Consider the following 26,164-nt stretch of genomic DNA (forward strand, 5'->3'; position numbering starts at 1 on the left):
GCAGGTACTCTTGAGGTAATAGGGTAAAAAGAGATGATCAGGACCGAAGGCCGGCTTCGATCAGGTCTGCTACCTTTGCGGCAGCATGAGGGCGAGCAAACTGACGTGCAGCTTCGGCCGCAGCAGACAGACGCTCAGGATGGGTAATCAGGTCAGCGACAAGAGCTGTGAGAGCGGCAGATGTGAAATCCGGCTGACGAACCATCCAGGCAGCTCCCGCATCCTGTAATGCTTTGCCGTTCGCGCCCTGTTCGTCAGAGGCGGCGATGGGCAGAGGCACTAGAATGGACGGAAGCCCGGCCATGGCGAGTTCCGCAACAGACGACCCGCCTGCGCGGCCAATAACCAGATGGGCTGATTTCAGTCGCTCGGGAACATCGTTGAAAAAAGGTTCAACCTCAACCGCAATATCGGCACCTTCATAGATGGCACGAACGCGATCAGTGTCTTCCGCACGAACCTGTTGCGTGACATGCAGACGTGTGCGGAAGCCAACCGGCAGGGCAGCCAGAGCCTGTGGCACAATATCTGAAAATACGCGGGCACCGAGCGAGCCGCCCCAGACCAGGAGCCGAACAGTCTCTTTTGGTGCGGTATAGGGCTGCCCGAACAGGGCTTCGATCCCGGCCCGAACAGGCATGCCCGTCAGAGTGACGCGGGCGCCCTGCGGGAGGCGTGCAACGCTGTCATAAGACGTGGCGATGAGGGGAGAAAAGCGCGACAGAAAGGCGTTTGCCTGTCCGAGAACCGCGTTCCCTTCGTGAATAACCATTTCCGGACGCTGCGATTTTGGCAACATGCGAGAGGCCAGAAGCGGCGGAATGGATGGATATCCTCCAAACCCGACAACAGCGGCCGCATCGAGTGTTTTGAGGATCCGGCGTGCTTCCAGCATGCCTCGGAAAAGTGCGGTGATACCACGCACTTTCCCCCCAAGGCCTTTGCCAGCCACGCCCGCACCGTCCAGCACGTACTGAGGCCGATCCTTGAACAGGCCGGTCTCACGCCGTCCATGTCTGGCGTCCGTCATAAGAACAAGGTCATGCCCACGTTCTGCCAGGACGGTTGCAACAGCTTCAGCGGGGAAAAAATGCCCTCCGGTTCCACCGGCAGCAACGACAATCGGACGTTTCATGGGGTGTTTCTCTCAAGAAGGGAACCGGGGGTGTAAGGGGTGGCGACACGCTGGGCAATCTTGCCCGGACCAACGTGATGGCGCGTCAGGGCAAGGACCATTCCCATGGTCAGAGCAATGGACATGGCCGAACTCCCACCATACGAAATGAATGGCAGCGTCATGCCCTTCGTTGGGATGAGGTGAAGTGTTGACCCCATGTTGACGAACGCCTGTAGCCCGAACCCTGTCACCAGGCCTGCCGCAGAGACAATCACAAAAGGATCTTCTTCCCGCATCAGTTTCAGCAGGGTGCGAAGAACGATAATGCCGAACACGGTGATAATGCCGAAGCAAAGCAACAGACCGTACTCTTCGCCAGCAACGGCAAAAACAAAGTCGGCATGAGCATCAGGCAGCAGATCCTTGACGCGTCCTTCACCCGGCCCACGTCCGAGCAGACCCCCATTTCCGAAAGCACGCAGCGCCGTGTCGATCTGATAGTGATCGCCAACGTCCGGATGCAGGAACCGTTCAACACGGGAGCGCACGTGCGGGAACATGACGAACGCCATGCCGAACGCACCAATCATGCCTGCAACACAAAGCCCGACCCAATACAGACGCAGTCCGTCGACGAAGAGCTGCGTCATAAAAACCATGGTGATGACGGACAACATTCCAATGTCCGGCTGGGACTTGAGGAGCGCCAGAATGACGCCAAAGCATGCGAAGGCGATCAGCATCCCGGGGAACGCTATGTTCCCTCGCAAAACGACCGTCCGGCGTGCGGAGAGGAGCCAGCCCGTCATGACGGCAAAGCAGGGTTTAAGGAATTCTGAAGGCTGCACGGACATCATGGGCAGGGCGATCCAGCGGCGCGCGCCTTTGATCTCCATCCCGTGCACCAGTGTCATGGCTGTGGCGGCGAGGGCAAGAATACCCCCGATAAAGGCCAGTTTTTTGACACCCGCTCGCGAAAGATAAGACACACCAAGCACGATTGCCCCAGCCAGTCCCAGGAAGATCACCTGCTTGAGGATGAACATGTTGCGGGACGCGCCAATTCTCGAGGCCACGGCAGGGCTGGCCGCGAGCATCAGCACATAACCCAGGCCGATCAGAATTCCGACACAGGCGAGCGTGACCCGGTCGGTATTGCGCCACCAGCGGGCGATTGCCGATGAATCGACACGGGAGGAGCCCGCCATGACCGTCAACCTTCCTGTTCTGCTTTGAGCATTTCGCCCGAATGGCCTGATTTCACAATATTATCGCAAATCTGGAGAAAGTGTGACCCACGATCCTCAAAACTGCGAAACTGATCAAAACTTGCACAGGCCGGAGACAGAAGAACGGTTCTGACCCCACCCGTAACGGCTGCGTCAAACGCTGCGGGAACTGCGCGATCCAGCGTGTCACACATCGTGTAGGGAACGCCATTGGCTTGAAGTGTTGCAGCAAGAACAGCGGCGTCTCGGCCAATGAGGAACGCGTGGGCAATGCGGTCAAACCACGGTACAAGCATTTCGATGCCTCCCGCTTTAGCCGTTCCCCCTGCAATCCACATCACACGGTCGTAGGACCCAAGCGCCTTGGACGCAGCTTCGGCATTAGTTGCTTTGCTATCGTTGATGAACGCCACACCATCCTGCTCGGCTACCTTTTGCAGCCGATGTTCCAGACCGGGAAATGAGGCCAATCCATCACGAATAGCCGTGTCGCTCAAACCAAGATGCTTTGCCATCGCCCAAGTCGCGGCGACGTTCTGGCGGTTGTGCCGTCCCGGAAGTGCAGGGCCGTCGAAGGATGGAACCGCATCCGGCGCCAGCATCGTGACGGGAATTCTTCGTGACGCAATTTTCTCTGCGATCGTCATGCACCACGGATCGTCTTCGCCGATGGCCGCCAGATCTTCAGACGTCATGTTGTCGAAGACATGCGCTTTCGCTGCTGCATAGCCATCCATGTCTCCATGACGATCAAGATGGTCCGGTGTAATGTTCAGCAGGCAGGTAGCCGCAGCGTGGAACTGGTCCAGCCGTTCCAGCATGTATGACGACATCTCAATAACGTAAACGCCGGTATCAGCCAGAAGAGGAAGTGCCAGAGACGCAGTGCCCAGATTGCCGCCCGCGACACAGGGAACCCCGGCGGATTGCAGCAGATGCGCCAGCAGAGCTGTCGTTGTGGATTTTCCGTTGGTACCGGTTATGGCTGCAAAACGCGCTTTAGATCCGGCTTTGCGAACATTGCGATAAAGCAGTTCTGCATCTGACAGGATCTGCACATTCTGAGCGCGAGCCAGTTCGGCCACAGGATGGGGCTTAGGCAGAATGTGCGGAATACCAGGAGACAGGACGAGCGCTGTCATGCCGGACAGGTCTGTCAGTGGTGCAAGTGTCAGTCGCTCATGAGGGGGCAGAGACGGGGCATTATCATCCCATGCCTGAACCTCGGCACCCATGTTCAGCAACGCGTTGACTACGGCCGCACCGTTACGACCAAGGCCGCAAACCGCATAGCGCTCACCTGCGAGAAGATCTGTCGGAAAGCCTGTCATCTCAATTTCAGCGTGGCCAGACCACACAGCCCCAGAACGATGGAGACAATCCAGAATCGTACGACGATCTTCGGTTCCTGCCAGCCCTTCTTTTCAAAGTGATGGTGCAACGGTGCCATGAGGAACACACGCCGGCCTGTACGCTTAAACCAGAAGATCTGGATCACGACGGAGAGCGTTTCTGCGACGAACACGCCGCCAACAATGCACAGAACAAGCTCATGCTTGACGGCGACGGCAACGGCCCCAAGTGCGCCGCCGAGGGACAGGGAGCCTGTATCACCCATAAAAACGGCAGCCGGGGGTGCATTGAACCACAGAAAGCCAAGCCCCGCTCCAATCAGTGCGGCGCAGAACACAGCCAGTTCGCCGGTGCCCGGAACAGGGTGAAGCTGGAGGTAATCAGCAAAAACATGATTGCCCACGAGATAGGCAATCAGCGCAAAGACGAGCGCTGCAATTACGACAGGAACAATGGCCAGCCCATCCAGGCCATCGGTGAAGTTCACGGCATTGCCGAAGCCCGTAATCGTAATCATCGCAAAAAGTGGGAAGGCATAACCGAGCGGAAGGAGGATATCCTTCACGAAGGGGAATGCGACGGCATTACGGAGTTCCGGTGGCGTCAGGTGCTGGAGCCAGATGCCTGCGATGAGAGAGGCTGCAAACTCACATCCCAGCCGTACGCGCTTGGACACACCTTTCGTATTACGGCGGGAAAGCTTTAGATAGTCGTCTGCAAAGCCAACGGCACCGAATGCGGCAGTTGTGAGCATAACGGCCCAGACGAAACCGTTTGTCAGGTCTGCCCACAACAGCGTCGCGGAGAACAGCGCGATCAGGATTAGCATCCCGCCCATTGTTGGCGTGCCAGCCTTTTCCAGAATATGCCGTTCCGGACCAAGCGTGCGGATAGGTTGCCCTTCACGCTGGATCCGTTTGAGCTGCGCAATGAAGGGGTTGCCAAGCGCTAGCGAGATCACCAGCGCCGTCAGGCACGCACAACCCGAGCGGAACGTCAGATAATGGAAGAGGTTGAAGAACCCGCCATGCGATGAGGCATGAGAGGCGACGAGATTGAACAGCATCAGGCAGAGACCGGGTTGGAAGCGTTATCGAGGGCCGCAATGACATCGCGCATCCGGCTGCCCAAACTGCCTTTGACGAGCAGAAGGTCACCGGGGCGGAGAGCATCACACAGAAGGGGGGCGAGGGAAGACGCGTCCGGGGCGTAACCACCCCGCACGGTTTCGGGAAGAGCTTCGTAAAGCGCGTGCATGTGGGTGCCACAGCAGAAAGCCAGTGCATCTGCTGCAATTACGGCATCCGCGAGAGAACGATGTTCTGCCTCTGCGAATTCGCCAAGTTCACGGATGTCTCCCAGAGCGACCACGCGCCGTTTGGCGGGAAGAAGCGAGAGAGTCTCTAGCGCCGAACGAATGCTGGTCGTGGAGGCATTGTAGCTTTCATCAAGCAACTGCACGCCGTTCAGCACAGTACGTATCTGTCCGCGGCCTGCTCCTGGAACAAACCCGGTCAACGCTTTAGCCGCATTCGGCACATTTTCGCCAAGGGCTGCGACAGCTCCGAGAGCCAGCGCGGCGTTTCGCGCCAGATGTCGGCCGGGAGCTGTTAATCTGACGGACACGCTCGGCGCATTAGGGAATGTCAGGGTAAAAGTGCTGCCTTCCGCGGTGCAGAGCAGGTTTTCTAACCGGACTTGGGCGGCAGCAGAAAAGCCGCTTAACCAAAGCGATGCATGGTTAGGGAGTGCTGTCTGAAACAGGTCTTGCCCCACAGCATCGTCCGGAGCAATAGCCGTCCCGTGTGGTGGTAATGCGCTGAAGAGTTGGGATTTTTCACGCGCGATTTCTTCCACGCTTCCCATATGGCCCAGATGTGCTGTTCCGATGGTGGTAATGATTCCAACGTCCGGACGAACCTGCGCAGCCAAGGGGGCAATTTCCCCGACATGGTTCATGCCAATCTCACTTACGCAAAAACGTGCATCGCGGGGGAGGCGCGCTAATGTGAGAGGGACGCCCCAGTGATTATTGTATGAGGCGATGGCAGCATGTGTCGGCCCGAGCGCAGAAAGTGCGGTGCGGAGCATGTCTTTCGTCGTGGTCTTGCCGACGCTGCCAGTAATCGCAACGACTTTTCCATCAAAGCGTGCGCGTGCGAAGCGTCCCAGTGCTTCCAGGCCTGTCATCGTATCGGCAACGATCAGGAGGCGTGGGTCCGTCAAGCCTCTGGTGTCATGCACCATCACACACGCTGCCCCGGCGGCGAGGGCCTGCGCGATGTGTGCATGGCCATCACTGGCATCGCCCTTAAGTGCGATGAAAAGGTCGCCAGATTTTAATGTCCGGGTATCGATGGAAATTCCCGTGACGGCAACCTCAGCTTCAAGGCGGCCATTTGTCGCATCACGAAGCTCTTCGGATGTCCAGAGAACGCTCATGCTGCACCTGCGAGTTCACGGATAACGCTGCGGTCATCGAACGGAAGAACGGTTTGACCGACAATCTGTCCCTGCTCATGACCCTTGCCAGCAACAACCAGAATGTCCCCCGGCTGAAGCGCGTCCAGCCCAGCGGCGATCGCAGACCTCCGATCCCCGATTTCGTGTGCTTCCGGGCAGGCTGCATGAATGGCGGAACGGATACTCTGCGGATCTTCGGTGCGTGGATTATCGTCCGTCACAATCGCGAGGTCTGCCATGCGTGCCGCAACATCACCCATCAGTGGGCGCTTGCCACGATCGCGATCTCCGCCCGCACCAAACACGACGACCAGCCGTCCCTGAGTGTGTGGACGGAGGCTGGCGAGAACGCGTTCCAGTGCATCCGGCGTGTGGGCATAATCGACGTAGGCTGCGGCTCCATTGGAAAGCTCAACAGCACGTTCACATCGTCCGCGCACACCGACCAACTGCGGCAGGTAATCTACCACGCTTTGTGCTGTGCTTTCATCCTGCCAGCACATCGCGGCTGCCAGCATGGCATTATCGGCCTGGAACAGGCCTGGTAATGCCAAGGTTATTTCTGGAAGCTCTTCGCCGTAGAGGGAGAGCCGAACAATCTGACCGGTAGGCGTCGGAGTTGTTTCGAGAAGGCGCAGGGCTGTCCCTGTTTTGCCGACTGTGCGAAGTGTCATGGCGCGCTGGGCTGCCAATGCCTGCAACGCGTTGAGCGTCTCAGGATCCATATCCGCATTGACCGCAGCGATACCATTCGTTGGCAAAAGCTCTTCAAAAAGACGCAGTTTGGCAGTGCGATAGGCTGTAATCGTGCCGTGGTAATCCAGATGGTCACGCGTCAGATTTGAAAAGCCCGCTGCGTTAAGCGTAACGCCATCAAGGCGGTGCTGCTCCAGTCCGTGCGATGAGGCTTCGAGTGCAACATGATCCACACCGTACTGCGCCAAAGAGGCAAGTGTCTTGGCCAGTGAAACGGGATCAGGCGTTGTCAGTGATGGCGGAGGCGGGACGTCAACGTTGGCAATCAGCCCCAGTGTTCCAAGGCTGGCCGCCTTGAAGCCCTGAAGCGTCCAAATCTGGCGAAGAAATTCTGCCGTGCTGCTTTTGCCGTTTGTTCCGGTTACTGCTGCAATGCAGGTCGGCTGTGGACCTGCAAGCGTTACAGCCGTTAATGCGAGCAGGTGTTTGGCGTCAGGAGTTAGTAGAACGGGAACATCAGCTTGCGCCGGATGATCTGCAACAACGGCAACTGCACCATTTGCGACCGCTTGAGGAATGAAGGCTGCTCCGTCCTGTTTCGCGCCCCGGAGAGCAAAAAACAGTGTGCCCGGCCGGACCTGTCTGCTGTCTGCTGTTACCGCGCAGATTTCAGGGTCAACGGAAGGCGACAGAATGGAACCATTCTGCCGGAGGAGTTCAGAGAGACGCATGGGTAGGCTCAGTGCTGTGTCTTGGGAGTGTGCGCCTGATTGCGCGGATCCCCAGGGTCGTTACCAGGGCCAAGGGCACGATAGCCCGCTGGCACGGACGGATTCATGGGGATGGCGAGAGATGCATCAATGGCGTCCTTGTTGGCTGTATCCGGGAACTGGTTCAGGATAGGCCCAACACGGGAAATGATTTTCTTGACAGTTGGCGCTGCGTTCCATGCGGCGGTGGTCCAGCCATGTGTGGCCGCAGTGCCCTGTGGGCTATCGAGCATGACATACACCGCATAATGCGGGTTGTTCATCGGGAAAACACTGGTGAAGGCCGAAACGTTGACGTGTTTCAGGTATCCACCATGAGCACCGATCTTTTCAGCCGTGCCTGTTTTGCCACCCACGTAATAGCCCGGAACTTCAGCCGATTTGCCGCTTCCCAATGTTACGTCAAGACGCAGCAGTTTGCGCAGCAGAGCAGACGTCTTCTCTGACAGAACCCGCGTTCCGACAGGTGTCTGTGCGCCAATGTCATCGCCGCTATCTGCCTCGTCGGGCTTGTAAACAACGGGGCGCACCTTGGCATCAGGTGTCTGACTTTCGTCCTGCTGATCCCGGGCCACCAGTGTGGGCTTCAAAAGAATGCCGCCATTCACGGTGGCCGCCGTGCCGCGGACAATGGCCAGCGGAGGCTCAGCCACACCATGGCCGAAGCCGACAGTCATGACAGTGGAGAGGCCCCAGTTTTTCGATGCGGGTACTAGGGGACGTCCGGCTTCTGGAAGCTCAACCGGGACGCGGTTGAAGAAGCCCATGTTTCGCAGCCAGTCCTGCTGGCGCTGGGCGCCTACATCCAGGGCAATATGGGCTGCGGCCGGGTTGGACGAATATGCCAGCACGCCCGGTAGAGACAGCCATGGTGCAAAATGATCAGTCTTCATATCGCGGATGGTGAAGCGGCCAACACGAATGGGAATGGTCGAAAACCGATCCCAGATATGAACCACACCAAGCTGGAGACCCATTGCGGCTGTCTGGAGCTTGAATGTCGAGCCAGGCTCGTACATGCCTGTCACAGCACGGTTGAAGCGCGCGTCGTTCGGTGCGTGGTTGAAATCATTGGCGTCATAGTCAGGGAGGCTGACCATGGCGAGAATTTCGCCCGTCCGAACATCCATGACAATGGCCGAAGCGCCGATTGCCGAGAATTCATCCTTGGCAGCCTGCAACTCATCATGTGCCACGGCCTGAACGCGAACATCCAGAGAGAGGCGCAGCGGTGTGCGGTCCGAATTCAGGCGCTGATCAAAAAAGCGCTCCACGCCTGCGATGCCATGATCATCAATATCCACGCTGCCCATGATCTGGGCTGCAGTCCGGCCAAGAGGATAATGACGGCGCTCACCGGCCTCAAAATAGATGCCGGGAATACCAAGGTTATTGATTGCAATTTCCTGCACGGGGGAAATATCACGGGCAATGTAAACGAACTGCTTCTTTAACGAGAGGCGACGAACGGTTTCGGCTTCATCCAGTTTGGGCAGTACAGTTTTAAGCTTCTTCGTCGCATCCTCCGGATCAATCAACTCCATCGGATTTGCGTAAACCTGCGCGACGGGGAGAGACAGCGCCAGAGCCTGTCCATTGCGATCGGTGATGGTCGCGCGTTTGACTGTAGGCAGGACAAAATCTCCTGCCATTTCACCGCGTGGATCGCTTTTCGGAATTTCTGGAACCTGAGGTGCGATCTGGCGCTTCTCGGGCTCCATAGGCATCAGCACCGTTGCGAACGTGGCTTTGAGGGCAACTGCGCCATAAATGGCCAGAAAACCCATGCCGACGCCCAGAAGGCGACTATGCATCTGATCCAGATTAAGACGGCGGGAAGGCGTTCGCACTGCCGTCTGTGTGTCGCGCCGCTCTGCCCGTTTGCCCGGGCGCGCTGCGCGACGCGAACCTGATGGGGGTGGCACGTCCTGGGGCATCGTGCGGCGTTGCGTCCTGTCTAAGGTGCTCGCCCGAAGCTATCCGGAAAATACTGAACGAGCAGTTAATAAAGAAGAGAGGGTCTCAGTTAGCCAACGGAACTGGCGGGGGCAATGCGTCTTCGTCATTTCCCAGCGCAGAGCTGGCATGATGGTGCGGGCGCGGGCGTTCTTCAGCAACGCGGGTCAAGGACGCCTCACGAACCTGATGAACGGGTTGTGTGTGCCACGCAGCAGCGACCAGTGGTGTCGGGCGTGCGCCATGATAGCTCACAAGACGAACGGTCGGCGTCACGTCCGAACGGGTTGTCGCACTGACATGCGGCGTCACAGGACGAGCAGAGGCCAGATCCATGTCTGGGGAATGGACAATCCGGTCAGCATGCGGGTGAGCAACATGCGTCGTAACGGCACGGGCTGTCATGACATGAGGTGTGGGAACTGCAGGCGTGGCTGCAGCAATAACCGGAGTATGCTGAACGGGCGCAACTGGGTGAACAACCGGAGGAGCCGGCAGCGGAAGATGTGCCTCGGTCGCCGCACGGTTGACGACTTCATGCAGGCTTTCGCGCGGATCTGTTGGAACCGGGCGCGAGCCCGGGTTTGGAAGGCGTGCCTCAAGACTGGCCATGCGGATGAACTGATCCGGGGCCATAGGGTGAAGGTCGGGAAGAAAGCGCGCTGCCAGAGTGTTCAGGCGATCCGGCTGGTTCAACAGGGCCCATTCCGTGCGCATCATGGCTGTCTGCGCGCGGACTTTCTGCGTTTCCTGGACCACCTTGGTGATCTTCTGGTCGAGGACCGTCGTCTCATGCTTCTTGGTGTAGAGAAACAGGCCAGACCCTGCGGCGAGAACAGCGCAGGCGATGGTGAAGGGCCGGATCATGCTCGGTTTCCTGAGGCGGGCGGTTGTGGGGCGGAATTACGAACCAGAGCGCGCAACCGGGCGCTGCGTGCTCTGGGGTTATCCCGCGCTTCCTCTTCCGTGGCAGGCAGGGGGCGGGAATACAGGAGAGAAAAAGCCGAAGGCTCTTTCCGGACAGGCGCCGGGTCATAGCGGGACGGATTGGCAGTACGACCTGCCAGTTCCGCCATGGCGCGCTTGGCCAGACGATCTTCAAGGGAATGGAAGGTCACAACAACGAACACGCCACCTGGAGCCAGAAGGCGAGGGGCTGCCTCCAGCGCGCGTTCCAGTTCGCCCAACTCGTCATTCACAGCAATCCGGAGGCCTTGGAAGCTGCGTGTGGCGGGATCGATCTTGGAACGGTCTTTGGGGACGCAGGACCGAACGATGTGGGCGAGACGGCCTGTAGTCGTAATAGGTTCTTCCGCGCGGGCTGCCACAATGGCGCGTGCGATGCGACGGGACAGCTTCTCTTCGCCATAACGATAAAGAACATCCGCCAGATCACCTTCCTTCATGGAATTTACCAGATCGGCAGCAGAGGGGCCTTCGCCCCCCATGCGCATATCGAGCGGGCCATCATTACGGAAAGAAAAGCCGCGTTCAGCCTGATCAATCTGGAAGGAAGAAACACCGAGATCCAGAACAATGCCGTCAAACGGTCCGTCCTGGCCCACAAGCGCTTCCATGTCCCCGAATGTTCCCTGATGCATGAACAGTCGACCATTGGCCTGCTCGGCCATGGCTTCACCACGGGCAATCGCAGTAGGGTCACGGTCAATGCCGTGTAGGGTGCAATCTGCGCTGTTGAGTATAGCGCGTGCGTAACCGCCGCCACCAAATGTCCCATCCAGATACCGGCCGCCTTCACGTGGAGAAAGTGCTGCGAGCACCTCCTTCAGCATGACGGGAACATGTCCTTGATGGACGAGCGTGATTGCGTTCATGCCGCATCTCCGGTGGCCGGTTTGCGGCTGCTGGTAAGTTCTTTTGCCCGTGCGCGGGCCTGGTGACGACGTTCTGCTGCTGCTGCCGGATTCCAGATCTGGAAAACGCGTCCCAGACCCATGAAGGACACTTCGTCGCTTAGCGATGCATGGGCGCGCAGAACATCGGGAAGAATGATCCGGCCTTCCTTGTCGCTGTCGAGCGGATACGCATCTGCGTAAAGGCTGGCAGCTAGATCTTCGTGGTCTTCAGAGAACGGATCGTATTCGTCCAGAGGCTGCGCCAGAGAAGCGAAAGCGGCGGACGTCCAGGCTTCGATGCACGGATGAAGATGTGAGGGCCGAAGAATGACCAGCGCTTCGCCAGGCTGAGCCTGCGTTCTGAGAGCGGATCGGAAGGGGGCCGGAATAGAAACACGTCCCTTGGCGTCAAAGCGGTTCTGATGTGTGCCGAGGAACATGCTCATTGATGATGTGCCTCCCTTCACTTCAGGACTTGCGCAAGGTGATCAGGTATTTCTCTGTTCTTTCTTGGGATACCATGGGATTTCATGGGACGTCAAACATATATCTGCGAAAAACCGCAGAAAACTGCGGCTATTTTCATGGTGGAAATTGTGACGCGATTTTTTGCTGTTTGTTAGGAATTATCAGGGATAATCGCACGGCGAGATCTATACCTGCCGTTATTTGTTCCCTTTATGTTCTCATGGCGTAGCTTTTGAGAATTACTGGAGAACGTTTTTTATCAGAGGTGCCAGACGGCCTGTAAGCCGGGTTCTGTCCGCCAAAGGCGGGACGATCATTCCTCTGGGACATGCATCGCTGCATGCCTCACGCAACCAACCCGAACGACGGAGTGAGACGCTCCCGGCTGCCTTGCGACAGCCTGCCGTTCCTATTCGGTTTTGCTCCCGGTAGGGTTTACCGTGACCGACGCCGTTGCCGGCATCGCGGTGTGCTTTTACCACACCGTTTCGCCCTTACCCGCGACGTATTCCAAGAAGGAACAGTCCGGCGGGCGGTCTGTTTTCTGTGGCACTATCCCTAGGGTCGCCCCCGCCGGCTGTTAGCCGGTACCGTTGTCCCATGGAGCCCGGACTTTCCTCCATGACGGGGATCCTCATCCCAATCACAGCGACCGTCCAGCCGTCTGGCGGTGCGGACCTTGCGCCGGGAGCGTTTGCGGGTCAAGGGCAGACTTTGTTCTTGTTTCGCGGCATGATGCTGGAATGAAACCAGTATTTGCCCTGAGGGTGTTCCTCGCGTGGCTCGCATGGCAGGCTCGTCGCCGAGGTATTGTACGTCCGGCAGTGCCTGTTGAGGTGGTTCCAGAGATCCCCGGTCCGGCCCCGTCGCCGGAGGTGCTGAAGCAGATACGGAAGATCACCGGGCGCCCCAGCTTTCCGCAATGCCTGTCATCGCTGCGGATCTGCAAATGGGTAGACATCAGGGTTCCCGGCGGGGAAGGCCCGCGACCTGCACGCCTGTATCGGCCAAGAGGGGCCGTATCGGGCGTGGTGCTGTTCCTGCACGGTGGCGGATTCGTACATTGCGATACGACGTCACATCATGGGATTTGTTGCCGCATCGCTGCGTCTTCAGGCGCAATGGTCTTGTCTCTCGATTACCGCCTGGCACCGGAACATCGCTTTCCCGCGGGCCTAAGAGACGCGCAGGCAGCCCTTCAATGGCTCAAACTGGCAGCGCCGGATCTGCCGATTGCTGTGGCAGGGGATAGTGCTGGTGGAAATCTGTCAGCTGTTTTGGCGCAATGGAGTCGCTCACAGCCTGATCTGCAACTGGCTGCCCAGCTTCTTTATTATCCCGCGCTGAGTGGCCCGGTCATTCCTTTATCCCGGCATGATTACGCGGAGGGCTACATGCTGACGACAGACCTTCTGTATTGGTACTGTTCTCAGACGCTTTCATCGTCCGATCAGCTTTTCGATCCGGAATTTTCGCCTGTTTTTGCGGATCATCTGACTGACCTTCCTCCCGCCATGATCGTGACGGCCGGGTTTGACCCTTTGCGTGGAGAAGGTGAACTCTACACGCGATTGCTTAGGGAGGCTGGAGGAACCGTTAAATACCGGGTGTTTCCACGCATGATTCATGGCTTTCTGAACGGGTATGCCCTGTTCAGGGATGGGCGGACGGCATTGCGGGAAGGGGGCGTATTTTTACGCGAGGCTTTCAGGAAGGTCGGATCACGACCTTCCTGAGCGGAAGCTTTAAAGCCGCAGTTCGTGGAACGTACCAGGCGTTCCTGCATCGGTTTGAATCGTGCGCTCACTGCGATCAACCTTCAGGCTGAACAGTTTGTCAGCTGACGGTTTGTCTCCGGGGCAGCCATTACCGTGGCGTCCCAGAACATCAATGTCCGGATTATTTTCGGCAGCATTGCCATTCACAACGAACACGAGACAACGCTTGGGCATGTCCGTCAGTCCGTCGTTGGTCACGACAAGCCGCAGATGTTCCACAAGGGCTGTATTATCGAACCAGCTCAGCTTGTTGAACGTAAACTTGTCGTAGGAAAAATCCAGAAGTCCGGAACGAACGACCACGAACATCAGCAGAAACGCCGGCACCACAATCAGGAGCCGGCGCATCAGGTGCTGTTTGAGTGTACGGGGCGGACGCCGTGTGCCCCGTGTAAAACGGGGCTTCGCGTTCGCGGGGTCAGTCAAAAGCAATTACTCCATGTCTTCGTGCCACTTGTCGCCCTTGTCGGCGAGCAGCGCTGCAGATTTCTCCGGACCATAAGACCCGGCACTGTAAGTCTGCATCGGCACCTTGTTCTCGCTCCAGGCCTTGAGCACAGGCTCGGCCCAGCGCCATGCCGCTTCAACTTCGTCACGGCGAATGAACAGAACCGGATTCCCACGCACCGCGTCAAGCAGAAGGCGCTCATACGAGTCCGGAAAGGGCAGGCCACCTTCCATGCGGATTGTCGTGTCGAGATCTGCCGTACGCAGGGTATAGGCGTCCAGAGCGGGGTTCTTGACGTTAAGCTGGAGCTCAACACCCTCGTTCGGCTGAATGCGAATGACCAGTCGGTTTTCTGCTGGTGCGGCACCAAACAGAGCAGTGGGCGCAGAGCGGAAACGAATAACAATCTCGCTGACCTTGCGTGCAGAGCGCTTCGCCGTCCGGATGTAGAACGGAACACCCTTCCAGCGTGGAGTATCGACCCAGGCGCGCACTGCGGCGTATGTTTCCGTGTTGCTCGGCTGTCCCAGCTCTTCCAGGTAGCCCGGAACGCTCTGGCCACCGACAACGCCGGCCGTGTACTGCGCACGTACGGTCTCAGAAGCGACAGTTTCATCCGTAATCGGGCGGAGTGCGTTCAGCACGGCCAGCTTGGCATTACGGACGGTATCGGCTTCCAGGGAATCAGGCGCTTCCATCGCGACCAGACACAGCACCTGCAGGAGATGATTCTGGATCATGTCCCGCATGGCACCTGAGGTGTCGTAGTAGGAGGCACGCCCTTCAACCCCGACGGTTTCAGCAGCCGTGATCTGAACACTCTCGATCTGCTCGGCAGACCAGACGGCGTTCATGATCGGATTGGCAAAACGAAGAGCCAGAACGTTCTGGACAGTCTCTTTCCCGAGATAATGGTCAATACGATAGACCTGATTTTCCGGGAAATACTGGCCCACGCCGTCATTGATGGCAGTCGCGGTCGCCATGTCCGTGCCAATCGGCTTCTCCAGCACGACGCGCGAACGAGGCGTTACGAGGCTATGGCCGTGCAGGTTCTCGCAAATTCTTCCGTACAGTTGCGGGGCTGTCGCGAAGTAATAAACGCGGATCCGGTCAGACGGGGCTTCGGAGAGAATGGAGGACAGGGCGCTCCAGTCACTGTCGGCCTTCGTGCCATCAAGTGTGACGTAATGTAAGAGTCCCAGAAAACGGTCTACGAGGACCGGAGACCGGACATCATCGGGGATGAAGCGTTCCAGCGCCTCTTTGGCGCGGGCAACATAGCCGTCCCGGTCGATATCCGTACGGGCCGTACCAATGATGCGGGCATCGTCTGGTATCTGTCCCATGCGGAGACGGTTATAAAGCGCAGGCAGAAGCTTGCGCATTGTGAGATCGCCGGTGGCGCCAAAGATAACATAGTCGAATGGTTCGACTTGCTGGACGTGTTCCATGGGTGCTCTCTGACCTCTCGAACCCGGATTGTCGGGGGAAAAGGGTTTAGGGTTCAGGCCTTTGCAGGCAGGGTCTAGTTCCGCTCTGAGGGGCTTTATGTCAAGGGAACGGGCATGCACGACATCGGGAGGAGGCATCACGGAAACGCGTGCGTTCCCTAAATGTGCACATAATTCCGTTGACCTCCCAAGCCTTGGCGCGATAAGCCGCGCGGCTGGTGTCGCATCTCTGCGATGCCCCGGACTTATGCCTGAAAAAGGAAAATGAACATGGACGCAGAAAGCAAAATCGAAGGCGCCGCAACGGGTGGCATTGCTGCTGACCGCCTGCGCTCCATCATTGAGCGGGTCGAGCGTCTGGAGGAAGAACGCAAGGCTCTGGCGGGTGACATCAAGGATATTTTCTCTGAAGCGAAGTCTGCCGGTTTTGACGTGAAGGTGATCAAGCAGATCATCAAGCTGCGTAAGCAGGAGCCTGCGGAAGTGGAAGAGCAGGAAACACTTCTTGATATCTATCGCCGTGCTCTTGGCATGTAATCCGGCGTCTCCGGATCGAACCCGCATTGTCTGGCTCTCTTAATATCCGGACCGGAGCATGATGCCCGATATTTCATGGTTGCCCGCATGGGCATTGATGTCTCTGCTGATCATTGCCGGGCTGTTCGCCCTGGCACTGGTCTGCATGCCGTTTGCCGTTTTCGGTGTTAAGCCACGGTTGCAGGAACTTGAGTTCCAGATTGCAGAACTGCGTGCAGAGCTTCAATCACTGTCTCTGCGTCTGACGGCCCCGCCATCAGACCGGATGGTTGCCGCCGGGCGGCCGTCTGCCGAAGAAAGCCGGACTGACAGTGTTCGTGCGCCAGTTCAGAAAACGCCCTCAGTTGAGCGCGTACCGTCTGAACCAGCGGATTATTTTGAGCCTGCTGCTGTCGTGCGTGCTGAAGGGCCGTCCTATGAAGACGGTCCGTTGGTGGCTGATCCTGACGCTCTGCGAAGAGTAGCCAAGAAACCTGAGGTCGCTAAAAAAAGCTGGTCTCGCGCGCCTTGGGAGGGTGAGCAGGCGCGAATTCGTGCTGCTCGGGAACGGGAAGAGCTTGCTCCTCGCTCCGTAGCCAGCCGAAGTGATGATGACGAGGCCTTTAGGACCCGCGCGGAGCCAAAGCTCCGGTGGCCGCCAAGAGACTAAGAACGGTTTGTGCTGGAAGGGCTTTAGTGCTGATCCAGCACAAGATCATCGCGATGAATCAGAACATCGCGACCACGGTAGCCTAAAAGCTGCTCCATTTCTTCCGAGTGATGGCCGATAAGCTTTACGCACTCTTCGGAGGTGTAGGACGCCAGCCCACGACCCAACACATTTCCCCGCGCATCTTTGATCAAAACAAGATCGCCGCGCTCGAAATGTCCGTCAATTGCGGTAACGCCAGCGGGAAGGAGTGATGCGCCCACGATCAGGGCATTCTGCGCTCCCGCATCAATCACAAGAGAACCCTTGGGGTGCAGGCTGCTTCCGATCCAACGTTTGCGGGCAGATCCCGTATCCGTCTGGGGAAGGAACCAAGTGCACAGACCACCATCCAGAAGCTTCTGAATGGGATTCTGCGCCTGTCCTGCCGCAATGACCATGGCTGCGCCAGCGCGATTGGCAATTCGCGCCGCCATAAGCTTCGTACGCATCCCGCCAGACGAGTAGCCAGGTGGAGGCTCGCCCCCCATGGCCATGATGTCGTCCGTCACTTGCTCAATGACCGGAATATGGCGCGCGGCTGGATTCGTGCGGGGGTCTGCCGTGTAGAGGCCGTCAATGTCGGAGAGGAGAACGAGACAATCCGCTTCAATCATCTGCGCAACACGGGCGCCTAAACGATCGTTGTCACCAAAACGAATTTCCGAGGTAGCGATGGCATCATTTTCATTGATGACGGGAATGCAGCCAAGGTCCAGCAAGGTCTGGAGTGTAGCGCGAGCATTCAGATGCCGCTCGCGGCTTTCCGTGTCATCAGGCGTAAGGAGAAGTTGGCCTGCGACAAGACCGTGCTTGGCAAGAGCCTCACTCCAGCCCTGAGCGAGACCAATCTGTCCAACTGTAGCAAGTGCCTGCTTTTCGTCGAGGCGCAGGCGGCGGTTCATCAGGCCCAGTTGATGTCTTGCAAGGGAAATTGCCCCTGAAGATACGACAACCACTTCAGTGCCAGCCTTTCTGAGACTGGCGATGTCCTCACAGACACTTCGCAGCCAGTCGGCCCGCAGCGCTGCCTGTGCGCCATCAACAAGAAGAGCGCTTCCAACCTTGATAACAATCCGGCGCGCCTGCGCCAGTTGAGGGGCAGGGGCCTTGGCGGTCATGCCAGCTTGCTTTCCTTTGCTGCATTGACGCGATCCTGAAGGAGCCGGAGCAGTTCGGGAAGACCTTCACCTGTCACCCCAGAGAGTGTCAGTACTTCTGCGCCAGATGCTTTTGCGAGAGCCCGCTTTTTTGCCGATTTCTGCTCAGCTGTCAGGGAATCGCACTTGTTCAGCACGATGATCTCAGGCTTGGCGGCCAGCACCGGATCATAGGCTTCAAGCTCATTCCGGATCAGGCGCCAGTGCTTCACGATCTGAGACTCTGTTCCATCAATCAGATGAAGCAGCGTTGCGCAGCGCTCGACATGGCCCAGGAAGCGGTCGCCGAGGCCTGCGCCTTCGCTTGCGCCTTCGATTAGTCCCGGAATATCCGCAATTACGAACTCTTCAGTCGTATTCAAGCGTACGACGCCAAGCTGCGGATGCAGAGTGGTAAACGGGTAGTCTGCAATCTTCGGGCGCGCACGGGATGCCACGGAAAGAAGCGTAGATTTGCCTGCATTCGGGAGGCCAACCAGGCCCACATCCGCAATGAGTTTCAGGCGAAGCCAGACCCAGCGCTCTTCACCCGGCCAACCCTTGTCGGCACGGCGTGGCGCACGATTGGTGCTGGTCTTGTAATGGGCATTGCCTCTGCCACCATCACCGCCGCGGCACAGAAGGATCTCTTTGCCGTCTTCGTCCAGATCTGCAAGGAGTGTCTCGCGGTCTTCATCGAAGATCTGCGTGCCGACGGGCACATTGATGATAACGTTTTCCGCAGCTGCACCGGTTCTATCGGAACCTGCGCCGTTGCCGCCTTTACGGGCCTTGAAGTGCTGTGTGTATCGGAAGTCGATCAGCGTATTGAGGGCAGGGACGGCGCGGAAAAGAACATCGCCACCACGCCCGCCGTTACCACCGTCAGGGCCACCGAATTCGACGTACTTTTCCCGACGGAAGGCGATCACGCCGTCACCGCCATCGCCGGAACGTACATAGATCTTGGCCTGGTCGAGAAATTTCATCGTATTATCCGCAACATATGAAAAAGGCCGGCCCTTGGGAGGACCGGCCCTTCCGCTCGCGCTTGGGGCGCGGTGACTTACTCGGCGGCTTCCGGCAGCGCCACGGAAACGTGGACGCGGCCTTCGGCGCGACGCTGGAACTTCACATGTCCGTCCACAAGGGCGAACAGTGTGTGATCGCGACCAATACCGACATTGCTGCCAGCCTTCATCTTGGTTCCACGCTGACGGACAATGATGTTGCCTGCCAGAACGCTCTCGCCGCCGAACTTCTTGACGCCGAGACGGCGACCGGCGCTATCGCGCCCGTTACGACTGGAACCGCCTGCCTTTTTTTGTGCCATGGCTGTGTATCCTTCCTAGTGCGGCTTCAGGCCGCGTTGATCGCGTCGATGCGCAGCACGGTAACGTGCTGGCGGTGGCCATTCTTACGACGGCTGTTCTGACGGCGACGCTTCTTGAAGATGATGACCTTGGCCAGACGATCCTGTGCGACCACGGTGGCCGTCACGGTTGCGCCAGCAACCAGCGGCGCGCCAACGGTCACGCTGCCTTCGCTGCCGACCATCAGGACGTCGGAGAAGGTCACGGTGCTACCGGCTTCAGCCTCAAGCTTTTCAACCTTCAGGATGCTCTCAGGAGCAACACGGTACTGTTTTCCGCCTGTGCGGATGACTGCAAACATTCTGGAAACTCTCGCTGTTCCGATCTCTTGGCCGCTTTTGCCGGGGTATTCCCGGTCTGGCGCAGCCCAGTCGCTTCTTATCGTTGGTTCCTGACCGACCACTTGGGACAGCTAGAACAGGCGGGTCGATACAAGGAGATGGCCGTCCAGTCAATCAAAAACAGCAAATTGCGACCGGGCCATGCTATCTTTAATTGAGGAAAGAATGGTGGCTGCCTCTTGCATTATGCTGAAAAGCCAGCCATAAGCCGCGCCATCGATCAGGTCTGCTTCTGTAGACCGTACGGAGAGGTGCCAGAGTGGTCGATTGGGGCGGTCTCGAAAACCGTTGTGCCTTCGCGGGTACCGTGGGTTCGAATCCCACCCTCTCCGCCATAATTCCTAAGATCTGTATATCTGGCCTCAACCCTTGTGAGGAATATTCTCCATCGTGGGGTGCGGTTTGTATCGCGGTATTTGGATTACATCAGAGCGCACTATAATCGTTTTGTAATATTCAAAATTCCCAAGGAATGCGAAAAGAGCATTCCTCTCATCGCCTAATGTGATTCTTGCACCTTCAGGTGACTACGCTCGCCTCTAAATGGGCGGCTGGCATCTAGGAAATCGGCGTTCGTTTGCATCGTGTAGGCAATAACAACGAGGTAGGTGATCGCCCGCGTCATTTCCAGTCGCGTGACCAGATCTGTCTCATGCTCATCCAGAGCGCGAAGGCGCCTTACAGCCGCATTGGCAACGCGGGCCGCTTTATCATGGCGACGTGTGGATTGTTCGACGTAATGGAGCACCAATTGAATGGGGCGTCGTGCGCTGTCGGGAAGGTATTCGCGGTCCAGCAGTGTTCGCAGGCGAATAATGTTCAGGCCCAGCGTAAGTGTGGCGAGCGTCCCCAGAATACAGGCTTCGATGAGCGGAGCGGGGGTAGGGCCAGCATGGCGGATCAGGCGTGCGAAACGGTCCGTATTGCGGCCGATCCAGATACTGATTTGAGGTGTCTGTGCGGGATCCGCCAGCCCGCGCAGTTCAGCCAGCATAATTCTGCGGAGACGCAGCCGTTCATCAGAACTGTTGAATGGCAATACGGTCCTGAAAACCAGGACACTGATGCCCACCGCCATAACAACGGCCATATTGCCGTTATAAAACGCCACCTCGTTCATCACGTGGTGGTTCTCCAGTCCCAACATTGCAGGGAGGAGAAGACCATAAGCAGCAGCGCCGCCAGCAGTGGACGGATTGCCTTTTGCCAAGCCACCAAGGAACATGGCCGGACCTAGGAAGAGCGCCAAAGTCTCGAAGGTCGTGACCTTGGGCATAAGGACAAAGACAAGTATCCACGCCACGACGTAAGCGACCAGAGCGCCTTTCAAAAACTCGGTAGTACCAAGAACCGGGTTTTCTTTAGTGGCGAACAGGCCGCAGACCAGCGTTGTGATGGCGATGAAACCAAGTCCGCTTGGCCATGCTGTGACTTCATAAATCAGGGCCGTAACAAGAACGGCACAAGCCCCGCGAAGGCCGTTATGAATTGCTTCGCGTGTGTCGCGGTGAGTCTGGCGCTGGAAATGAAAATGATCGCCTGGAATAGAGTGGGTGCTGGCCTCGTATTCCTTGATGGCAAGTTCCAGGTCCCCGAGCAATTCTCCAAGTGACATGAAGAGAACGCGTTCATCGAGGTGTGTCTCGGTATCCTGTTCATTCAGGCGTAGATCGAACGGGTCTGTTCCAGGAATGGGTTCATTGCTGTTCTCAAGATCGGTAATTCGGTGAGGGGCAGCATACAGGCGGCAAACATCACGGAGATGCTGGAGTTCTGCCAAAAGATCCGGGACAGATTCAGTATTGGCAATACGCTTCGGGAAATCCTTCAGGAACGAGAGGATTTCATCAGCGGCCTGCGTGAAGGCAGGGTGGTCATGGTTCAGAAGTTGCAGGCGCATTGCCATACCGAACCCGCGAGACAGCAGGGCTGATACGGAGGCAAGAGCGGCACGGGCATGGTCACCTTCGTGTCCATGCGGGCCCATCTCGACTTCTGCGAATTCAATCTGATCGTTAATGCTGAGGATCGTGCCGAACTGCCTGCGTGCTGCATTCAGGGCGCCGCGTTCCTCACCAAGAATACTCGTAAGCGTCTTCGTAACGAGAACCAGAGCAGATTCAAGCTTCTGGCGCAGCTGGATCCGGGCCTGCCGTTCCTGAGTGGTGGCGAAGATCAGCCCCATGAAGGCTTCACACAGAACGCCAAGGGTAATGTAAGTGGTTCTGGAAACGGCAACGGTGAAGATATTGTCCGGATCGGAGGCCGCATCCATGCAAATGATCGAGCAGGTATATCCTGCAAGAACAAGGGCATAAGAGCGGAAGTTACTTACGAATGTTGCGAGTCCGCTGCACACGCCAATCCAGACGGCGATCATGGGAAAGAAGAGCCAGGGTGCCTGAGGCGCGGCTGCCATCAACGCAATAGATGCGACCGCTCCGGTAATTGTTCCAATGATACGCCATTTGGCTTTGGACTGGCTTTCCCCACGGGTGGCCTGTGCAACAGCCCAGACAGTCATTGCGGCCCATGCAGGACTGTCCAGCTCCATCCAGAAGGCAATTCCGATGGCGAGACAGGCTGCAAATGTATTTCGCAGAGCAAAAGTCAGGGTCGCTGCGGATGGCGCATAGATCCATGACAGGGGCAGCTTGACCCTTGGCCGCAGAGCGGCTGACGCACCTGCACCTGATGGAGAACTGTTCGGAGTCGGACGTCCTGTTGACGTAGTACTGCCACTCATTGTGCGGCTTTCTTACTCCTGAAGCTGTCAATTAGGCGAGAGCGGAAATGGCCATTCTCAGATCTGCGACAAATTTTGTGTATTCGCGTGTCCTGCTGTCCTCATCCGGAATTCTGAGCAGGTAAGAGGGGTGGACAGTCACAATGCCAGTACTGCCATCTTCCAAAGTTATGTAACGGGAACGCTCTCGTGAAATAGTGATTGATCGTCCAAGGACGGAACTGGCGCCAGTAACACCGAGTAGAACTGTAACTTTTGGGTGTAGGATACGGCGTTCCGCCGCGATCCACGGAGCGCAGGAGGCCACCTCAGCCGCGTCCGGTTTCTGGTGGATGCGCCGTGTGCCGCGAGGGACAAATTTGAAATGTTTGACGGCGTTACTGATCCACGCCTGTTCCCGATTGCCTCCGGCTTCCTGAAGTGCGCGCTCGAAGAGTTGTCCGGCTGGGCCAACAAACGGTCGTCCCTGAAGATCTTCCTGATCTCCTGGTTGTTCGCCGACAAAGAGGATCTGTGCCTGCGTCGTGCCTTCTCCGGAAACGGTGCGTGATGCGTGGTGGCAAAGATCACAGAGAGAACAATCGACGGCGAGGGACCGCAGGTTTGACAAAGAGGACGTCTTTTCAATCTCCTCCAGATCAGGTGTGACATGCACTGTGGCCGGGTTGGCCCAAAAGGCGTTGTCTTGCCCGGCCGTCGCCGCTTTCTGTGCAAGACGAATTAGATCTGCCTCTGATTGTCCTGCCTCATCAATGGGTGGTCCAACGCGGTACTTGTGGCCGTCCCAGCAAAGTGTCGTCTCGTCTGAAAGGAGAACCCAAGGAGAAACCCGTAGTCTAATAAGAGGGGATCTCTGACTGTCTATGAGCTGTAATTTTTGGCGTGTTCGAATGATCTGCCAGTCTGTTATCCGGTTCTCTGGGAACGCGCTCCTCAATTCAAGAATTTGCTCTCGAACAGTGCTGGCAATCTGCTCAAACCGGGTGATGTCTGTCTCAAGCGGGCTTCCGTGCTCCTGGATATGTTCCAGGGCGCGATAGAGAAGATCAAATCTCTCCGGGATATCGGATGCAAACACAGACGGAATGAGGGCGGCAAATTTTCGGGGTAAGCGAAAAGGGGAGGGAGTGTCAGGTAAATCCCGATCGGTTTTCGCTGCGTAAAGAGCGGTAGGCGCTCTAATACTCCAAGTGATGGAAGACGCTGGGATTCGCTTGCTCAGGAAATTACGAGATTGTGTTCGCCATCCTGAAAAATCACTTGGTGAACAGAGTGAAGCGTCAACGGGTTGCATAAGGCTTCCTGGAAAGAAAGTTAGCGAATTCCGAAACACGTCCTGAAGTGATTACTTCTTTTTTAAGGAACGTGTGGTCAATTTGGTATTAAAGTTGAGTGGCTATCTCGGTGGTATTGGGTATATATTCTGCAAACAGGCTCGGCAGAATGATTTCACGCTGTTGAGCATAGTAAAAATGCTATTTTGAATGGAAGGTAAGATATTATGTCGGAGAATACATCCCACCCGGATCTGTTGGAGCTTACAGCACAGATCGTTGCTGCACAGGTCTCCAAGGGTAATGTGGATGCGGCGTCTCTCCCGGCATTGATCCGCCAGGTTTATGAAGCTCTTGCAAATGCTGGCGCTCCGCAGGAAGAGCCGCAGCCCGAGCGTCCGCAGCCTGCTGTGCCGATCAAGCGTTCAGTATTCCCGGATTACATCGTCTGCCTTGAAGACGGTAAAAAGCTGAAGATGCTCAAGCGTCACCTTCAGAGCGCATACAACATGTCCCCAGAGCAGTATCGTGAGCGTTGGGGTCTTCCGTCTGATTACCCGCTGGTTGCCCCGAACTATGCACAGCGCCGCTCGGCTCTGGCACGCGAAATCGGTCTGGGCCGCAAGATCAGCGCAACAGGCGAAGGCAAGAAAGAAACTGGCCGGACGCGTCAGTCCAAGAAGCAGGACTAATTCCCGGCTTTCTGGAATTGTCTTTCTGAAAAAGCACTATCTGTCATGTGGTCGGAGAATACTGTTTCATGAGTTTAGAGGCAGAGACGCTTCTCCGATCCATGGCTGACAGCAAGCGCCTCCTTCTCTGGAGGGGCGCTGCGCTTCTGTTTTTTCTTGCGGCGCTCGTTCTCGCCGTTGGTAAGAGTCACTCAACAGTTTCCAGTTTTGATACGCGTCCCCACATTGCGCGTCTGGTCATTCACGGAGTGATCGGAAATGACGTTTCCCAAATTACGACGGCTCTTCGCAAAGCGCAGAAATCTTCTTCAGTAACCGGACTCCTACTGGTTGTTGATAGTCCGGGCGGTGGTGTCACGGGCGGGGAACGTCTGCACGACTCGATCGAGAAATTTGCGCAGGTAAAGCCGGTCGTTGTCACGATGGGCGATATGGGCGCGTCTGCTGCCTACATGCTCTCAGTTCCAGCACAGCATATCGTTGCACTGCCTTCCACATTGACGGGTTCGATCGGTGTGATCCTGCAGCGCCCCGATCTTTCCCCGCTGCTGGGGCGTGTCGGCATTGATGTTGCTGCAATTACGTCTGGTGCCATGAAAGATCAGACTGACCCTACGAGTCATCTGACGCCTGAAGGGCGCACGATGCTTCAGGGATTGGTCAATGATCTCTTCGATCAGTTTGTCGCCATGGTCGTCAAAGGGCGGCACATGCCTGAAGACAAAGTGCGGAGTCTTGCTGATGGGCGGGCCTATACGGGGCGTCAGGCTCTGAGCTTAGGTCTGGTCGATGAATTGGGTGATGAAGACACTGCGCGGCAATGGCTCAGGCAGCGCCTGAAAATTGGAGACGCGCAGTATCCCGTCATGCCATTGCTTTCTGTGTCCAAGAAGCACTGGTATGATTTTCCCCGCAAACGGGCCATGCTTGAAGGTGTGTTTGGAACAGGCTTCACGGAGATGCTGGCAGGACGATTAACCCTCAGCAGCCTTGACGGGGCCGTTGCGATTCTGCAACCCTGAAAAGCCAGTTTCATGGGCGGAGGCAGATAGGCTGCAGTCATGACCAAATCGGAACTTATTGCAGAGCTTTCCACGATTTATCCGCACCTTCTGACGCGGGATATCGAGCGGATCGTTCACACCATTTTTGACGAGATCAGCGCAGCGTTGGCACGAGGTGATCGTGTTGAACTCCGGGGCTTCGGCGCATTCATTCCACGTCGCCGAGATGCACGAACGGGCAGGAATCCTCGAACGGGGGACACTGTTTCTGTTGAAGAAAAAAGTGTTCCTTTTTTCAAGGTTGGAAAGGAGCTGCGAGAGCGTGTGAATCAAAGCGCAACGAAGTTAGCCGGGTCAGAGTGACTGGATATTCTTCTCGCTGTGTTTTGGGCGCCGCTTTTTGAAGCATAACAGCAGAGCTATCGTTTTCGGGCGCGCGCTGAGATCCGTTGTGCGTTACTCTGGGGGCATGCGGAAAGCCCTTTCTTTACATGTTTGGATAGTCCCGATTTTCATAGGGGCAGTGTTCTGCACCGGGCTTCCTTCGGCACAAGCTGCCTCAGGATCTTCCCTTAAAAAAACGGCTTCAGCAAAAACGATACAGGGTCCTAAAGGTCGTGCTACCGTCGTGCCCTGTTATCGTTCTCAACTGGGTTTGATTGTTCTCAAGAGCAACGTTGAAAGCACTCATGCCCGGCATGGAAATGGCTTCGCGCCGGTTGGCGAAGCCGTCTTCCGGTCTAGCGCAGCCCAGCATGTCTGTGTCACGGGGCACGGCCGCC

At 57.0% G+C, this 26,164-nt stretch carries 25 protein-coding genes, 1 tRNA gene and 1 other RNA gene; 7 read left to right on the forward strand and 20 right to left on the reverse strand.

Going from position 1 to position 26,164, the window contains the following annotated elements; translation table 11 throughout:
• Positions 1 to 37: 37 nt before the first annotated feature.
• The 11 genes from murG to rnpB form a co-directional block, all read right to left on the reverse strand.
• A complete protein-coding gene (gene murG, locus JN414_RS07010) occupies positions 38 to 1,135 on the reverse strand; it encodes an undecaprenyldiphospho-muramoylpentapeptide beta-N-acetylglucosaminyltransferase (RefSeq protein WP_202207300.1) in 1,098 nt (365 codons plus the stop codon).
• Positions 1,132 to 2,325: an FtsW/RodA/SpoVE family cell cycle protein gene (locus tag JN414_RS07015; protein ID WP_202207301.1), complete on the reverse strand. Its 1,194-nt coding sequence runs from the start codon at positions 2,323 to 2,325 to the stop codon at positions 1,132 to 1,134. The genes murG and JN414_RS07015 overlap by 4 nt, the downstream gene beginning before the upstream one ends.
• A gap of 5 nt (positions 2,326 to 2,330) precedes the next feature.
• Positions 2,331 to 3,677 (reverse strand): UDP-N-acetylmuramoyl-L-alanine--D-glutamate ligase, encoded by a 1,347-nt coding sequence (gene murD, locus JN414_RS07020; protein WP_202207302.1) that lies wholly within the window; start codon positions 3,675 to 3,677, stop codon positions 2,331 to 2,333.
• Positions 3,674 to 4,765: a phospho-N-acetylmuramoyl-pentapeptide-transferase gene (gene mraY / locus JN414_RS07025; RefSeq protein ID WP_064273099.1), complete on the reverse strand. Its 1,092-nt coding sequence runs from the start codon at positions 4,763 to 4,765 to the stop codon at positions 3,674 to 3,676. The genes murD and mraY overlap by 4 nt, the downstream gene beginning before the upstream one ends.
• Complete coding sequence (gene murF, locus JN414_RS07030) at positions 4,765 to 6,141, reverse strand: UDP-N-acetylmuramoyl-tripeptide--D-alanyl-D-alanine ligase (protein WP_202207303.1); 1,377 nt, start codon at positions 6,139 to 6,141, stop codon at positions 4,765 to 4,767. Before murF ends, mraY begins: the two co-directional genes overlap by 1 nt.
• Positions 6,138 to 7,589, reverse strand: coding sequence for a UDP-N-acetylmuramoyl-L-alanyl-D-glutamate--2,6-diaminopimelate ligase (locus JN414_RS07035; RefSeq protein WP_202207304.1), 1,452 nt, complete (start codon positions 7,587 to 7,589; stop codon positions 6,138 to 6,140). Before JN414_RS07035 ends, murF begins: the two co-directional genes overlap by 4 nt.
• Before the next feature lie 8 nt (positions 7,590 to 7,597).
• Positions 7,598 to 9,565 (reverse strand): penicillin-binding protein 2, encoded by a 1,968-nt coding sequence (locus JN414_RS07040; protein WP_202207305.1) that lies wholly within the window; start codon positions 9,563 to 9,565, stop codon positions 7,598 to 7,600.
• Positions 9,566 to 9,650: 85 nt separating this feature from the next.
• Positions 9,651 to 10,451: a hypothetical protein gene (locus JN414_RS07045; RefSeq protein ID WP_202207306.1), complete on the reverse strand. Its 801-nt coding sequence runs from the start codon at positions 10,449 to 10,451 to the stop codon at positions 9,651 to 9,653.
• The gene (rsmH, locus tag JN414_RS07050; RefSeq protein WP_202207307.1) at positions 10,448 to 11,419 is read right to left on the reverse strand and encodes a 16S rRNA (cytosine(1402)-N(4))-methyltransferase RsmH; all 972 of its coding nucleotides are present in this window, start codon (positions 11,417 to 11,419) and stop codon (positions 10,448 to 10,450) included. The genes JN414_RS07045 and rsmH overlap by 4 nt, the downstream gene beginning before the upstream one ends.
• Entirely contained in the window at positions 11,416 to 11,886 is a 471-nt protein-coding gene (gene mraZ, locus JN414_RS07055; RefSeq protein WP_046901379.1) for a division/cell wall cluster transcriptional repressor MraZ, read from the reverse strand. The genes rsmH and mraZ overlap by 4 nt, the downstream gene beginning before the upstream one ends.
• Positions 11,887 to 12,172: 286 nt before the next feature.
• An RNA gene (rnpB, locus tag JN414_RS07060) (RNase P RNA component class A) lies at positions 12,173 to 12,576 on the reverse strand.
• A gap of 75 nt (positions 12,577 to 12,651) precedes the next feature.
• Here rnpB and JN414_RS07065 point away from each other — a divergent pair.
• Entirely contained in the window at positions 12,652 to 13,644 is a 993-nt protein-coding gene (locus JN414_RS07065; protein ID WP_202207308.1) for an alpha/beta hydrolase, read from the forward strand.
• Between the two features lie 9 nt (positions 13,645 to 13,653).
• Here the strand turns inward: JN414_RS07065 and JN414_RS07070 are convergent, their stop codons facing one another.
• Both JN414_RS07070 and zwf read right to left on the reverse strand, forming a co-directional pair.
• Entirely contained in the window at positions 13,654 to 14,112 is a 459-nt protein-coding gene (locus JN414_RS07070; protein ID WP_046902046.1) for a hypothetical protein, read from the reverse strand.
• A gap of 6 nt (positions 14,113 to 14,118) precedes the next feature.
• On the reverse strand, positions 14,119 to 15,588 hold the full coding sequence (gene zwf, locus JN414_RS07075) for a glucose-6-phosphate dehydrogenase (RefSeq protein ID WP_202207309.1): 1,470 nt from the start codon (positions 15,586 to 15,588) through the stop codon (positions 14,119 to 14,121).
• Between the two features lie 270 nt (positions 15,589 to 15,858).
• Between zwf and JN414_RS07080 the strand changes: the two genes are divergently transcribed.
• On the forward strand, positions 15,859 to 16,125 hold the full coding sequence (locus JN414_RS07080; RefSeq protein WP_007283547.1) for a GapR family DNA-binding domain-containing protein: 267 nt from the start codon (positions 15,859 to 15,861) through the stop codon (positions 16,123 to 16,125).
• 58 nt (positions 16,126 to 16,183) lie between these two features.
• The gene (locus JN414_RS07085; protein ID WP_202207310.1) at positions 16,184 to 16,774 is read left to right on the forward strand and encodes a hypothetical protein; all 591 of its coding nucleotides are present in this window, start codon (positions 16,184 to 16,186) and stop codon (positions 16,772 to 16,774) included.
• A gap of 23 nt (positions 16,775 to 16,797) precedes the next feature.
• On the opposite strand, the gene proB is transcribed toward JN414_RS07085, so the two are convergent.
• From proB to rplU, 4 genes are all read right to left on the reverse strand, one after another.
• A complete protein-coding gene (gene proB / locus JN414_RS07090) occupies positions 16,798 to 17,934 on the reverse strand; it encodes a glutamate 5-kinase (RefSeq protein ID WP_202207311.1) in 1,137 nt (378 codons plus the stop codon).
• Positions 17,931 to 18,941 (reverse strand): GTPase ObgE, encoded by a 1,011-nt coding sequence (obgE, locus tag JN414_RS07095; RefSeq protein WP_064273106.1) that lies wholly within the window; start codon positions 18,939 to 18,941, stop codon positions 17,931 to 17,933. Before obgE ends, proB begins: the two co-directional genes overlap by 4 nt.
• A 77-nt stretch (positions 18,942 to 19,018) precedes the next feature.
• Positions 19,019 to 19,285, reverse strand: a complete 267-nt coding sequence (gene rpmA / locus JN414_RS07100; RefSeq protein ID WP_046901385.1) for a 50S ribosomal protein L27 — start codon at positions 19,283 to 19,285, stop codon at positions 19,019 to 19,021.
• A gap of 26 nt (positions 19,286 to 19,311) precedes the next feature.
• Positions 19,312 to 19,626 (reverse strand): 50S ribosomal protein L21, encoded by a 315-nt coding sequence (gene rplU / locus JN414_RS07105; protein ID WP_046901386.1) that lies wholly within the window; start codon positions 19,624 to 19,626, stop codon positions 19,312 to 19,314.
• Positions 19,627 to 19,911: 285 nt separating this feature from the next.
• On the opposite strand from rplU, the gene JN414_RS07110 reads away from it, so the two are divergent.
• A tRNA-Ser gene (locus JN414_RS07110) sits at positions 19,912 to 20,001 on the forward strand.
• 164 nt (positions 20,002 to 20,165) lie between these two features.
• Here the strand turns inward: JN414_RS07110 and JN414_RS07115 are convergent.
• Positions 20,166 to 22,412: an FUSC family protein gene (locus tag JN414_RS07115; RefSeq protein ID WP_202207312.1), complete on the reverse strand. Its 2,247-nt coding sequence runs from the start codon at positions 22,410 to 22,412 to the stop codon at positions 20,166 to 20,168.
• Between the two features lie 31 nt (positions 22,413 to 22,443).
• The gene (locus JN414_RS07120) at positions 22,444 to 23,490 is read right to left on the reverse strand and encodes a UdgX family uracil-DNA binding protein (RefSeq protein ID WP_237389934.1); all 1,047 of its coding nucleotides are present in this window, start codon (positions 23,488 to 23,490) and stop codon (positions 22,444 to 22,446) included.
• A gap of 423 nt (positions 23,491 to 23,913) precedes the next feature.
• Between JN414_RS07120 and JN414_RS07125 the strand changes: the two genes are divergently transcribed.
• The 3 genes from JN414_RS07125 to JN414_RS07135 all read left to right on the forward strand — a co-directional run bounded on the left by JN414_RS07125 (position 23,914) and on the right by JN414_RS07135 (position 25,745).
• Positions 23,914 to 24,378, forward strand: coding sequence for a MucR family transcriptional regulator (locus JN414_RS07125; RefSeq protein WP_046901389.1), 465 nt, complete (start codon positions 23,914 to 23,916; stop codon positions 24,376 to 24,378).
• 68 nt (positions 24,379 to 24,446) lie between these two features.
• Positions 24,447 to 25,400 carry a signal peptide peptidase SppA gene (gene sppA, locus JN414_RS07130; RefSeq protein WP_202207314.1) on the forward strand — a complete coding sequence of 318 codons (954 nt, stop codon included), beginning with the start codon at positions 24,447 to 24,449 and terminating at the stop codon, positions 25,398 to 25,400.
• A gap of 39 nt (positions 25,401 to 25,439) precedes the next feature.
• Positions 25,440 to 25,745, forward strand: coding sequence for an integration host factor subunit beta (locus tag JN414_RS07135; RefSeq protein ID WP_202207315.1), 306 nt, complete (start codon positions 25,440 to 25,442; stop codon positions 25,743 to 25,745).
• Between the two features lie 223 nt (positions 25,746 to 25,968).
• Here JN414_RS07135 and JN414_RS16835 read toward each other — a convergent pair whose 3' ends face one another.
• Entirely contained in the window at positions 25,969 to 26,157 is a 189-nt protein-coding gene (locus JN414_RS16835; protein WP_215768719.1) for a hypothetical protein, read from the reverse strand.
• Between the last annotated feature and the right edge of the window lie 7 nt (positions 26,158 to 26,164).

The sequence above is a fragment of the Gluconobacter sp. Gdi genome (assembly GCF_014132155.1).
Classification (GTDB): domain Bacteria; phylum Pseudomonadota; class Alphaproteobacteria; order Acetobacterales; family Acetobacteraceae; genus Gluconobacter.